The organism is Roseibaca calidilacus, assembly GCF_001517585.1.
In the GTDB taxonomy this organism is placed as follows: domain Bacteria; phylum Pseudomonadota; class Alphaproteobacteria; order Rhodobacterales; family Rhodobacteraceae; genus Roseinatronobacter; species Roseinatronobacter calidilacus.
The window spans coordinates 2,419,261-2,431,525 of sequence record NZ_FBYC01000004.1 but is presented as its reverse complement, the minus strand read 5'-3'; the positions used below and the strand labels follow the sequence as shown (position 1 = coordinate 2,431,525).

Annotated in this window: 14 protein-coding genes; 6 read left to right on the top strand and 8 right to left on the bottom strand. The window is 61.3% G+C overall.

The annotated features are described in order from the left end of the window. Positions 1 to 96: 96 nt before the first annotated feature. Together AWT76_RS15485 and AWT76_RS15480 are read left to right on the top strand one after the other, a co-directional pair. Positions 97 to 702: a LolA family protein gene (locus tag AWT76_RS15485; RefSeq protein ID WP_072247131.1), complete on the top strand. Its 606-nt coding sequence runs from the start codon at positions 97 to 99 to the stop codon at positions 700 to 702. A 39-nt stretch (positions 703 to 741) separates the two neighbouring features. Then, complete coding sequence (locus AWT76_RS15480) at positions 742 to 1,488, top strand: SDR family oxidoreductase (protein WP_072247130.1); 747 nt, start codon at positions 742 to 744, stop codon at positions 1,486 to 1,488. Positions 1,489 to 1,548: 60 nt separating this feature from the next. On the opposite strand, the gene rplT is transcribed toward AWT76_RS15480, so the two are convergent. The 4 genes from rplT to pyk all read right to left on the bottom strand — a co-directional run bounded on the left by rplT (position 1,549) and on the right by pyk (position 3,938). Then, positions 1,549 to 1,911, bottom strand: a complete 363-nt coding sequence (rplT, locus tag AWT76_RS15475) for a 50S ribosomal protein L20 (RefSeq protein WP_072247129.1) — start codon at positions 1,909 to 1,911, stop codon at positions 1,549 to 1,551. A 12-nt stretch (positions 1,912 to 1,923) separates the two neighbouring features. Next, a complete protein-coding gene (gene rpmI, locus AWT76_RS15470) occupies positions 1,924 to 2,124 on the bottom strand; it encodes a 50S ribosomal protein L35 (protein ID WP_072247128.1) in 201 nt (66 codons plus the stop codon). A 107-nt stretch (positions 2,125 to 2,231) separates the two neighbouring features. Further along, on the bottom strand, positions 2,232 to 2,465 hold the full coding sequence (locus tag AWT76_RS15465) for a hypothetical protein (protein ID WP_072247127.1): 234 nt from the start codon (positions 2,463 to 2,465) through the stop codon (positions 2,232 to 2,234). Positions 2,466 to 2,492: 27 nt separating this feature from the next. Further along, the gene (gene pyk / locus AWT76_RS15460; protein ID WP_072247772.1) at positions 2,493 to 3,938 is read right to left on the bottom strand and encodes a pyruvate kinase; all 1,446 of its coding nucleotides are present in this window, start codon (positions 3,936 to 3,938) and stop codon (positions 2,493 to 2,495) included. 188 nt (positions 3,939 to 4,126) lie between these two features. Here pyk and AWT76_RS15455 point away from each other — a divergent pair, with 188 nt between their 5' ends. The 4 genes from AWT76_RS15455 to AWT76_RS15440 all read left to right on the top strand — a co-directional run bounded on the left by AWT76_RS15455 (position 4,127) and on the right by AWT76_RS15440 (position 7,179). Beyond that, positions 4,127 to 4,438 carry a DUF1244 domain-containing protein gene (locus tag AWT76_RS15455; RefSeq protein ID WP_072247126.1) on the top strand — a complete coding sequence of 104 codons (312 nt, stop codon included), beginning with the start codon at positions 4,127 to 4,129 and terminating at the stop codon, positions 4,436 to 4,438. A gap of 3 nt (positions 4,439 to 4,441) precedes the next feature. After that, positions 4,442 to 5,068 (top strand): DUF5671 domain-containing protein, encoded by a 627-nt coding sequence (locus AWT76_RS15450; RefSeq protein WP_072247125.1) that lies wholly within the window; start codon positions 4,442 to 4,444, stop codon positions 5,066 to 5,068. Continuing rightward, positions 5,065 to 5,406, top strand: a complete 342-nt coding sequence (locus AWT76_RS15445) for a hypothetical protein (protein WP_072247124.1) — start codon at positions 5,065 to 5,067, stop codon at positions 5,404 to 5,406. Before AWT76_RS15450 ends, AWT76_RS15445 begins: the two co-directional genes overlap by 4 nt. A 177-nt stretch (positions 5,407 to 5,583) precedes the next feature. Beyond that, positions 5,584 to 7,179, top strand: a complete 1,596-nt coding sequence (locus AWT76_RS15440) for a hypothetical protein (protein WP_072247123.1) — start codon at positions 5,584 to 5,586, stop codon at positions 7,177 to 7,179. Positions 7,180 to 7,229: 50 nt separating this feature from the next. Here the strand turns inward: AWT76_RS15440 and AWT76_RS15435 are convergent, their stop codons facing one another. From AWT76_RS15435 to dgcN, 4 genes are all read right to left on the bottom strand, one after another. Next, positions 7,230 to 8,093: a D-amino-acid transaminase gene (locus AWT76_RS15435; RefSeq protein WP_072247122.1), complete on the bottom strand. Its 864-nt coding sequence runs from the start codon at positions 8,091 to 8,093 to the stop codon at positions 7,230 to 7,232. Between the two features lie 5 nt (positions 8,094 to 8,098). Further along, entirely contained in the window at positions 8,099 to 9,940 is a 1,842-nt protein-coding gene (gene ilvD, locus AWT76_RS15430; protein WP_072247121.1) for a dihydroxy-acid dehydratase, read from the bottom strand. Between the two features lie 62 nt (positions 9,941 to 10,002). After that, positions 10,003 to 10,965 carry an N-acetyl-D-Glu racemase DgcA gene (gene dgcA, locus AWT76_RS15425; protein ID WP_407071415.1) on the bottom strand — a complete coding sequence of 321 codons (963 nt, stop codon included), beginning with the start codon at positions 10,963 to 10,965 and terminating at the stop codon, positions 10,003 to 10,005. Between the two features lie 72 nt (positions 10,966 to 11,037). Further along, entirely contained in the window at positions 11,038 to 12,039 is a 1,002-nt protein-coding gene (gene dgcN / locus AWT76_RS15420; protein WP_072247771.1) for an N-acetyltransferase DgcN, read from the bottom strand. Positions 12,040 to 12,265 lie beyond the last annotated feature (226 nt).

Here is a 12,265-nt window from a genome sequence, read left to right as displayed (position 1 = left end):
GGGGCGGGCGGCGGCTTGTCGGCAACTCTCTGCCTTGTGTGGCGGCGTGAGCGCATCTCGTCTTCCGTAGAGCGAAAAAACCGCTATCTAAGGCACATGAGTATCACGCGTCGTTCCCTGCTTATGTCCGTGCCCGCGCTTGCGCTGGTGCGTCCCGCCTTGGCCGATCGTATCCCGCTGGATGAGATATCGCGCTATTTCAACAGTTTCACCACGGCCGAGGGTGAGTTTACCCAGATCAACCCAGATGGCAGCTTGGCCACGGGGCGGATTTACATTCGCCGCCCGGGGCGGGTGCGGTTCGAATATGACCCGCCGGAAGAAAGCCTTGTCATGGCCGGTGGCGGGCAAGTCGCAATCTTCGATGGGCGGTCCAACCAAGGACCAACCCAGTACCCGCTAAGCAGAACACCGCTGAACCTGATTCTGGAAGAGACTGTCGATTTCGGCAATCGCGACATGATCGTTGACCACATGGATGATGGCACCACCACCACCGTGGTCGCCCAAGACCCCGAGAACCCGCAATACGGGTCGATCCGGCTGGTCTTTTCGGCGCAGCCCACCGAACTGCGCCAATGGGTTGTCCGTGACGATACCGGGGCAGAGACGACCGTGATCCTTGGCAATATGCGTTTTGACGGCGATCTGCCGGCACTGTTGTTCAACATCACGGCAGAAGTTGACAAGAGGGGGCGCTGACGAGACCTTCAGCTGCACGACAGGCAGCAGGAACCCCGCATGACAGACCCGAAAATCGTTCTGATTACCGGCGCAAGCCAAGGCATTGGCCGGGCTTGTGCGCTGGCCTTCGCACAGGCCGGGCACAAGGTTGTTCTGGCCGCGCGCTCTGCCGACAAGCTGGCCGCGCTGGCCGACACCGCACCGGGGCAGATGCTGGCTCACCCCTGTGACGTATCGGACCCAGACGCCGTGGATGCCCTGTTCGCGACAATCCGTGACCGCTTCGGGCGGCTGGATGTTGCGTTCAACAATGCAGGGCTTGGCCTGCCCGCGACAGAGATTGCCGATATTTCGTGGCAAGACTGGCGGCGCGTGGCATCGGTCAATCTGGATGGCGCATTCCTGATCGCGCGCGGGGCCTACGCCATGATGCGCGCACAAGACCCCAAAGGCGGGCGGATCATCAACAACGGGTCAATCTCGGCGCATGTGCCGCGGGTGGGGTCGATGCCCTACACCGCCACGAAACACGCGATCACCGGGCTGACCCGAACGCTGTCGCTGGACGGGCGGCAGCACAATATTGCTTGCGGGCAGATCGACATTGGCAATGCCGCGTCAGAGATGACCGACGCTTTCACGCGCGGCGTGCCGCAAGCCGATGGCAGCCTGCGCGCAGAGCCAGTGATGGATGTGCAGCATGTGGCCGATGCGGTGCTGCATATGGCCAGCCTGCCGTTGGATGCCAATGTCCAATTCATGACCATCATGGCCACGGCCATGCCCTATATCGGGCGCGGGTAATGAAAATACCCCGCCGGGCGCTGGGCCGGGCGGGGTTTCTGGGGTTCGCTGTGCTGGCGCTTAGGCCATGGCAGCTTTTGCTTTTTCCACGATCTGGCCGAAGGCCTCAGGCTCGTGCACGGCCAGATCGGCCAGAACCTTGCGGTCCACTTCGATCCCGGCCAGCATCAGCGCGTTGATGAAGCGCGAATAGGTCAGGGTCGGGTCGATAGCGCGGACAGCAGCGTTGATACGCTGAATCCACAATGCGCGGAAGTTGCGTTTGCGCACCTTGCGGTCGCGGGTGGCGTATTGGTTCGCTTTGTCCACGGCCTGCGTGGCGGTGCGGAAGTTGCGCGAGCGCGCGCCATAATAGCCAGCGGCGGCCTTGATGACCTTGCGGTGGCGGGCGTGGGTGACTGTGCCGGATTTAACGCGTGACATGTTCCGCTCTCCTTACCGGTTATAGGGCATGTAGGTCTTGACGATACGGGCATCCTGCTCTGACAGCAGGGTGGTGCCGCGCGCGTCGCGGATGAATTTCTTCGTCCGCTTAATCATGCCGTGCCGCTTGCCCGCTTGCCCGGCTTTGACTTTGCCGGTCGCGGTCATGGAGAAGCGCTTTTTCGCGCCCGATTTTGTCTTCATCTTGGGCATTTCCGACTCCTTCTTCGGTCAGGGGGGCGACTCGGCATGCCACAACGGCCGGACGCCCCTTCGAATGGAAACCGCGCAGTAAACCAGAAACCGCGCGGGTGCAAGGGTCAGAACGCCTGCCACAGTCGAACGATCAGGGCCGCGCTTAGTTCCGGGATGTCGCGCAATCCGTATCTGCCATCCGGGCGCAGAACTGACGCCAGCACTGCCAGCCCGACACCCACAGCCCCCAGCCCAAGCGCGACATAGGGCTTGCGCCCATCGGCCCAAGCCCCAACGGCGCTGACCAGTGCCAACGGGACAAGATAAACACCCAGCAGAAAGATGATCCCGGTATCCATGTTGCCCCTTGTCGGTAGGGGAACAGGTTACTCGGGTTCGCCCGACACGATCAAGTGTTCTGCGCAGGGCGCGACCCGCAAGATGTTCGTGGTGCCCGGCTGGTTGAACGGAATGCCCGCGGTCACAAGGATCTGGTCCTTTTCCGTGCCGAAGCCGTATTTGCGGGTCACACGCACGGCATTGATGACCGCTTTCTTAAAGCGCTCGACCTCTGCCACTTCCTCGCAATGCACGCCCCAGACCAGTTGCAGGCGCCGCGCGGTCTTGGTGATGGGGGTCAGCGCCAGAATCGGCACATGCGGACGTTCACGCGCAACAAGGCTGGCTGTGGTACCAGATTCGGTGAAACAGCAGATCGCGGCAATATCGGTTTTCTCGGCCAGTTCACGCGCGGCGGCCACGATGCCGTCGGCGATGGAACTGTGCTTGTTCTTGCGCGACGCGTCGATGATCTCGATGTAGGTCGGATCGCTTTCGACCTCACGCGCGACATTGTCCATGGTGAGCACGGCCTCGATCGGGTAATCGCCCGCTGCCGATTCTGCCGACAGCATGATCGCATCCGCCCCTTCGTAAATTGCCGTGGCCACGTCCGACACTTCGGCGCGGGTGGGCATGGGGCTTTCGATCATCGATTCCAGCATCTGCGTGGCCACGATTACCGGCTTGGCGGCGGCACGGGCGCGCCGGACAAGACGTTTCTGGATAGGCGGCACGTTTTGCACCGGCAGTTCCACGCCCAAATCGCCGCGCGCAACCATAATGCCGTCTGACACGGCCAGAATTTCGTCAAAGGCTGCGACAGCGGCGGGTTTTTCGATCTTGGACAGGATCGCGGCGCGGCCCTGCGCCAGCGTGCGGGCTTCGGCCACGTCGGCGGCGCGCTGCACGAAGGACAGCGCCAGCCAATCCACGCCCAGACGGCAGACGAATTCCAGATCCTTGCGGTCCTTGTCTGACAGGGCCGCGACCGGCAAAACCACGTCCGGCACGTTCACTCCCTTGCGGTTGGAAATGGTGCCGCCCACGGTCACGGTGCAATTGGCGAAATCCTTGCCGCAGTCGTTCACTTTCAGACGAATTTTGCCGTCATTGACCAGCAGGTCCGCGCCGGGTTCCAGCGCAGCAAAGATTTCCGGGTGGGGCAAGGTCACGCGGCTTGCGTCGCCCGGCTTGTCGGTCAGGTCCAGCCGGAACGCAGCGCCTTCGACCAGTTCCTCCGCTTCGTTCGCGAAAACGCCCACGCGCAATTTCGGCCCTTGCAGATCGGCCAGAATGGCTATCGGGCGGCCCGTGTCAGCTTCGATCTTGCGAATGATCGCATGCCGCGCGGCGATGTCGTCATGGGTGCCATGGCTCATGTTCAGTCGGAACACGTCAGCGCCCGCTTCGAACAGGGCGCGAATGGTGTCATAATCGGATGAGGCCGGGCCAAGCGTGGCGACGATCTTTATCATGCGGTGACGGCGCAAAGGCGTCATGGGCTGTCCTCTCTGGTTTTGCGTGCCTGACGGCATATGGCCCTGATATGACAGGGCCTGATGTCAGGAAGAATTCGTTAGCGCAAACATCTACCGATTATGACTGAAAAAGCAAGCCTGCCGCGCTTGACCCGCCCCGCGCGAACGCGCACCTTTGACTATATAACGGAGGATCGCACATGGACACCACCACCCGCACAGAGCTGGAGGCTGCCGCCTTTCGCGCGCTGCTGGCCCATCTGGACAAGCGCAGCGATGTGCAGAACATTGACATGATGAACCTGACCGGCTTTTGCCGCAACTGCCTGTCACGCTGGTATATGGAAGCCGCGCAGGAACGCGGGCTGGACATGACAAAGGACGCCGCACGAGAAGCGATTTACGGCATGCCCTATGACGACTGGAAGGCCAAGCATCAGACCGAAGCCGACGCCGCGCAAAAGGCCGCTTTTGACAAGGCCTTTGCCGAGAATGTCGGCGCCAAGGGCTGACGGGTGAAGCCCTCGGAACAGCTGGCGGCCTTTGTGCAGGACGGCTTGCGCGCCGGGCATGGCCCAAATGCTTTGCGCAAGGCGCTTTTGGCAGAAGGCTGGTCATCTGCGGAAGTGACCGCCGCGCTGAATGGGTGGTCGGATCAGGGGCTTGGCGTGCCCGTGCCACGCCCCCAGCCCCAAGCCAGCGGGCAAGAGGCGGTCTTGTATGGCCTGATGTTCGTGGCCTTGCTGACAATCACCTATAACCTAGTCCAACTGGGTTTCGACCTGATCGAGGCGTGGTTGCCCGACCCGTTGCGGGGCGGTCATAGTTTTGGAAATGCAGGGTCTATGCGCTGGTCCATCGCGGTGCTGATCGTTGCCTTGCCGGTGTTCTTGTGGTTGGACCGCCGCGCCGCGCGCGGGCTTGTCCGCGATCCGGGCCAACGCCGCACACCGCTGCGCCAGAAATTCGGTGCGCTGACCCTGTTCTTGTCCACGCTGGCCCTGTTGGGGGCTGCGGTCGCGGTGGTCTATGCCGGATTGACCGGTGTTGTGACCGCGCAATTCATGGCAAAAGTCGCGCTGGTGGTGGTCATGGCATTGCTGGTCATCGCATGGTTCCGCGATTTTCTGGCAGAGCCATGATGCAGCCGGTTTTGCGCAAATTGCTGGTGCCTTTCACGCTTGTGGTGATTGCGCTTGGACTGTGGCAGGTCGGCGGCCCGGAACAGGCGCGCCGCGACTACCGCGACGATCAGCGCGCCAGCGACCTATATTCACTGGCTGCCCATATAAGGTGCGAGCGCAGTCAGCAAGCGCAGGCAGAGTTGCCATGCGGCACCGCGCCGCGTGACCGTGACCGTTTCACGAACGCCCCTTACCGGATCACCCCGGACGAGATCTGCGCGCAATTTGAAAACCCAGTTCGAATCGCTTCATTGCATAATGGCGACATTGTGGCCGGATGCCTTTCCATACGGTGATCGGGCTGGAAATTTTCCGATATTCATCTGGAAATTATAAACAATCATTAACCAATTCTGCGATTGTCGTGCTTGCCGAACCAATCACGGGGAAAGCCGGTGGCTGGGCCTGAAACTGGCTTGCCAATCATGCCTCTACGGTTAAGATTTTGCTAGTTTTAGTTTTTGGGGTTAAAGATGTTTGGAACGGGTCTTCTTGCCTTGTTGTTCGCTTTTGGTGCGCTCGCCTTCATCGGCGGTTCAGGGAATGATGCTGCCGACACGGATGATGATCCTCGGCCAAACGACAATCCCGACACTCCCAACAATCCGGACAACGACCCCGGCATGACCGGTCAGGGCGGGCCCGGCAACGACCTGATCAACTCGCGCGACGATGTGAGCGTTTATAACGGCTTTGGTGGCAACGACACGCTTGTCGGCTTTCTGGAATTCGGCGTGCGCCTGAATGGCGGGACCGGAAACGATCTGTTGCTCGTTCTGGACAATGACCACGGGTATGGTGGCGACGGCGACGATCTCATTCTTGGTGAGAATGTATCCAATTCCGGCTCTGAGCAGGTCATGCGTGGCGGTGCGGGCAATGACGTGCTGGTTAGTTCGGGCGGCTCTATCATGGTCGGCGGCAATGGCACGGATAGTTTTGTCATCTCACCCGGTGGGCTGGACGAGAATGACAATATGCAAAGCGTGTATGGGGATCCGCTGGGCCCGCCATTGATCCGCGACTTCAACCCCGACGAAGATCGGCTTGTCATTGACCTAGAGCGCAGCTTTCAGGACTCATTCGATCAGATTTTCCGCACCGAACTTGGGGCACCAGACGGTGCGCGCGATCCCATCGACTTTGACGGCCGTGTAAGCCTGACCGCAGAACGTAGCGACGATGGCAGCGCCGTGGTGATTTTGGCAAATGGCGTTCCCATGGCGCATCTTGAAGGGTTTGCCGATCTTGCGCCAGAGGATCTGCTGAACCAGATTGACGTGGCCGTGATCGGCGCTTCGGAGGGCGAAACAACTTTGGCCCCGGGGCTGATTTATCAGGATGCGGGTAATGACAATGTGCGGCTGTTGCTGACCGACGAATTCGAAGGCGGCGGCAATTTTGGCGGCGGTGACCGCTTCAGCGTGCTGGACATGTCGCAGCTTTCGGCGGACATGCGCGTCACTGTGGCCGAAACGGGCATCATCACGGTAGAACCGGCCGATGGCAGTTGGCCCGCCGTCACCTTTGAAGAAATCGATCAGGTCGTGCTGGGCGATGGGGATGACGTGTTTGATGGCTCTAACGGCCCGGGTTGGGTGACAGCAGTTGCCGGGAATGGCGAGGACACGCTGATCGGCGGTGACAGCGCCGATATTGGCGACCGCTTGGCCGGTGCCGGGTTCGCCTTGTTCGAAGACGGTCCCGAAGCGCGGGGCCGTGTTGGCGCAACCTCTATCTTTGGTGGAGAGGGCAGGGACAACCTGCTGGCTGGCTTGGGCGACACCGTGACAGGTGGCGCAGGCGAAGATCAGTTTGTGGTCTACGGCTTTGGCACCGAAGGAGCAGGCCCGACGATTATTACCGACTTCAACCCGGAAGAGGACTTCTTGGAATATAACTGGGTTGATACGGCCGATGACACCGATGGGCCGCACGAGATTGTTGTTGAAGATGGCGAGGACGGTCTGGTGATTACCGATAATGGCCGGATCGTGGTGCGTGTGCCCGGCGTGACCATGGCCGACAATCCGATCATTGCCGCGGGCGACCGCAGCGTTGTCTGGTAGGCCGGGCACATGCCGCAGGCAAAGCCATGCGGCATGTCATGGGTTGCCCGTCAGATCGCGGCTTTGCGGCTTTCTTCGATGTAAATCTCGCGCAGGCGGGTGGCCAAAGGACCGGGCACGCCGCCGCCCAGTTCGGCGCCATCAATCGACACCACTGGCATCACGAAAGCGCTGGCAGAGGTGACGAAGGCTTCATCCGCTGCTTTTGCTTCGTCCACGGTGAAGTTGCGCTCTTCGACCTGCATCTGCGCTTCACGCGCAAAGCGCAGCACGGCGGCGCGGGTGATGCCGTGCAGAATGTCGTTCGACAGCGCCCGCGTGACGATCTTGCCATCTTTGATGATATAGGCGTTGTTTGACGTGCCCTCTGTGATCGCGCCGTCCTGCACCATCCAGGCATCATCCGCGCCTTGTTTGATGGCCATCATCTTGCCCATGCTGGGGTAAAGCAGTTGCACCGTCTTGATGTCGCGCCGTCCCCAGCGAATATCGTCTATGGTCACGACCTTCATGCCCCTGCGCGCTTTCGGGCTATCGACCAGCGCGGGGTTCGACTGGGTGAACAGCACGACCGTGGGCGCAGTTGTGTCGGGGTCGGGGAAAATGAAATCCCGGTCGCCCGGTGCGCCGCGCGTCACTTGCAGATAGACCATGCCCTGATCGACCGCGTTCTGTGCGACCAGTTGGCGGTGCACTTCCAGCCATTGGTCGCGGTCCATCGGGTTGGCGATGTCCAACTCATTCAGCGACCGTTCCAGCCGGGTGAAATGCCCGTCAAAGTCGATCAGCTTGCCGTCGAGGACGGTCGTCACTTCATAGACGCCATCGGCCATCAGGAAGCCACGGTCGAAAATCGACACCTTGGCCTCGCCTTCGGGCAGGTAGTCGCCATTCACATAAACGATGCGGGTCATTCGGTTCACCATCCTTCAGGCAATTTGCGCACGGCCCCCATGGCCGCCGATGTGGTCAGCGCCGCGTAGGCCCGCAGCGCGGTCGACACCTTGCGCGGGCGCGGCTTGGCCGGTTTCCAGCCTTTTTCATCCTGCGCGGCGCGGCGCTCGGCCAAGGTCGCATCATCGACCTTCAGCTCAATCCGGCGCTCGGGGATGTCGATCTCGATCAGGTCGCCATCCTCGACCAGCCCGATCAAACCACCTTCCTCTGCCTCTGGCGAGACATGGCCGATCGACAGCCCCGACGTGCCGCCCGAGAAGCGCCCGTCGGTCACAAGCGCACAAGCCGCGCCCAAACCCTTGGATTTCAGATAGCTGGTCGGATACAGCATTTCCTGCATTCCCGGCCCGCCGCGCGGCCCTTCATAGCGGATGATGACCACCTCGCCCGCCACGACCTTGCCAGTCAGAATGCCGCTAACCGCGTCGTCCTGAGACTCGAACACCCGCGCGGGGCCGCTGAATTTCAGGATGCTGTCATCCACGCCTGCGGTTTTCACGATGCAGCCTTGTTCCGCCAGATTGCCGAACAGAACCGCCAGACCGCCATCTTGGCTGAAGGCGTGTTCCTTGCTGCGGATGACACCCTTCTCGCGGTCTGTATCCAGCGTCTTGTAGCGGTTTGCCTGCGAAAACGCCTGCGTGGTGCGCACCCCGCCGGGGGCAGCGCGGTAAAACTGGTGCACGTCCGGGTCTTGCGTGCGCGACACGTCCCACATGTCCAGCGCCATGCCCATGGTCGGGCTATGCACGGTTGGCAAATCGCGGTGCAGCAGCCCTGCATTGTCCAACTGCCCAAGGATCGACATGATGCCCCCGGCGCGGTGCACATCTTCCATATGCACATCGTCCTTGGCCGGTGCTACCTTGCACAGGCAGGGCACGCGGCGCGACAGTCGGTCTATATCGGCCATGCTGAAAGCGATCCCGCCCTCATGCGCGGCGGCCAACAGGTGCAGAACCGTGTTGGTGGACCCGCCCATGGCAATATCCAGCGACATGGCATTCTCGAACGCCTTGAAGCTGGCAATGTTGCGCGGCAGCACGCTGGCATCATCCTGCTCGTAATAGCGCTTGGCGTTTTCCACGATCAGATGGCCTGCGCGCTTGAACAGCTTTTCACGGTCCGCATGGGTCGCAAGGGTAGAGCCATTGCCCGCCAGCGACAGTCCCAAGGCTTCGGTCAGGCAGTTCATGGAATTGGCGGTGAACATGCCCGAACATGACCCACAGGTCGGGCAGGCGGCTTCTTCAATCGCCTGCACTTGGGCGTCGGTGTATTTGTCATCGGCGGCGACGACCATCGCGTCTACAAGGTCCAGCGCCTTTTCCAGCCCGTCGATCTCTATCTTGCCCGCTTCCATCGGGCCACCAGAAACAAAGACGGCCGGAATGTTCAGCCGCATCGCGGCCATCAACATACCCGGTGTGATCTTGTCGCAGTTGGAAATGCAGACCATCGCATCGGCGCAATGGGCGTTGACCATGTATTCGGTCGCATCCGCGATAACCTCGCGCGAGGGCAGGGAATACAGCATCCCGTCATGGCCCATGGCAATGCCATCATCCACCGCGATGGTGTTGAATTCCTTGGCCACGCCGCCGGCTTTTTCCACTTCGCGCGCAACCAGTTGGCCCAGATCCTTCAGGTGCACATGGCCCGGCACGAACTGCGTGAAGCTGTTGACGATGGCAATGATCGGCTTGTCCCAATCATTGTCGGTCATGCCCGTTGCGCGCCATAATCCGCGCGCGCCTGCCATGTTGCGGCCATGGGTGGTGGTGCGGGAACGATAACGCGGCATCTGGCTCTCCTTGTGGCGGCTGGGCTGTCCTTAGCCTATGCGCAAGCCGTGGGAAAGAGTAGTCAACCCCAGAGCGTGCGCAAGGCAGGATGCACGCCTGCGCTGTCGTAGTGCAGGGGCGGATCGCGGTCTTCGGCCAGCAGAAGCGGGCCGTCCAGGTCCACGATTTCGGCACCTTGCGCGACCAGCACCGCTGGGGCCATGGCCAGCGAACTGCCGACCATGCAGCCCACCATCACGCGGTAGCCTTCGGCGCGGGCCGCCTCGCGCAGCGCCAGCGCTTCGGTCAAACCGCCGGTTTTGTCCAGCTTGATGTTCACCATGTCATACTTGCCGCGCAGGCGCGGCAGGCTTTCGCGGTCATGGCAGCTTTCATCCGCGCATACCGGCAGCGGGCGGGCAATTTCGGCCAGCATGTCATCTTGGCCGGCGGGCAGGGGCTGCTCGACCATCTCCACCCCCAGCCGCAACAAATGCGGGGCCAGATCGGCATAGATATCGGCATCCCAGCCTTCATTGGCATCAATGATGATCCGCGTTGCAGGCGCGCCGCGGCGCACCGCTTCCAGCCGCGGCATATCCTCTGGCGTGCCCAGCTTGATCTTCAACAGGGGGCGCGCCGCATGTTTGCGCGCGGCGGCTTCCATTTTGTCAGGGCTATCCAGGGACAAGGTGAACGCGGTCACAACCGGCTCTGGCGCGGGTAGCTCGGCCAATTCCCAGACAGGGCGCCCGGTGCGCTTTGCCTCCCAGTCCCACAATGCGCAATCCACGGCGTTGCGTGCGGCACCTGCGGGCAGGGCGGCTTGCAGCTCTGCCCGATCCACCGCGTCCGCCAGCCCTGCAATCTGCTTATGCACAGATGCCATCGTTTCGCCATAGCGCGCATAGGGCACGCATTCGCCTTGCCCGGCTATATCGTGCCGCACCAGTTCTGCACGCAACACATCCGCATGGGTCCGCGATCCCCGCGCGATGGTGAAAACTTCCGCCAAGGCAAAGCGATCCTGGAAAACCCGAAACACCCTGTCCCCTTTCATCCTTGCCCAAATATCCTGGGGTGAATGGGGCCGCAGGCCCCAGAGGGGCAAAGCCCCTTAAACCGCTCCCAAAGCATCGACCAACCGTCCGGCCCCATGGCGGAACGGGTCCACCGTTGCCAGGCCCATCCGCGCTTCGATCTCGGCGCAGCAGGCCAATGCGGCCTCATCATCCAATGCGGCCGTATTGACCGAAATCCCCACAACTTGGCACTTGGGGTTTGCCACCCGCGCCAGTGCCAGCGCCGTGTCGCGCAGCACTTCCAGCGAGGGCAGGCCATAGCCCGGCAAACCGCGCATATGGGTGCGCGTGGGTTCGTGGCTCAGGATCAGCGCATCGGGCTGGCCACCATGGATCAGCGCCATCGTCACGCCAGAATAGCTGACATGAAACAACGATCCCTGCCCTTCGATCAGATCCCAATGATCGGGGTCGTTATCCGGCGTCAGCCATTCGACAGACCCGGCCATGAAATCCGCGATCACGGCATCCAGCGGAACGCCATCGCCGGTAATAAGGATGCCGGTCTGCCCGGTGGCGCGGAAACTGGCCTTCATGCCGCGCGCGACCATCTCGCGTTCCATGCACAGCGCGGTATACATCTTGCCCACCGAACAATCCGTGCCCACCGCCAAGCACCGCTTGCCGCGGCGCTTCTCGCCATTGGCGATCGGGTATTGCACGGATGGCACGCGGACATCGTGCAGGGTGCGACCCGTGGCCTCTGCTACGGCTTTCAGGTCCGGCTCGTCGCGCAGCAGGTTGTGCAGGCCGGATGCCAGATCGAACCCTTCCTCCAACGCCGCGATCAGCACCTTTTTCCACGCCGCAGAGATTACTCCGCCCCGGTTCGCGACCCCGATGACCAGTGTTTTCGCGCCTGCGGCCTTTGCCTCTGCCAGCGTCATGTCGGGCAGCTTCATATCGGCACGGCAACCCTCCATCCGGAACTGACCCAAGGCAAAATCGGGCCGCCAATCCTTGATCCCTTGGGCCACTTTTGCGGCCAACGGGTCCGGTGCATCGCCCAAGAACAGCAGATAGGGGGTCTGGATCATCGATGGCTCCATCAGGTCGCAGGTTCGTGTGTGTCGAACTTTACTTCATCCAAGGGGGAAACTGTCGTGAATTTCGAAGGTTTTGCTTTACTATAAACAGGAATTCACGAAAATTTCGCGTTTTGCGCAATATTCCACCAATCGTTATGCCGCAACGCGGCGCAATTCGTGCAGCCGCAGAAAAATCCTTGCATGGCGGTATGCAACAATATACCAAAATTTCGCA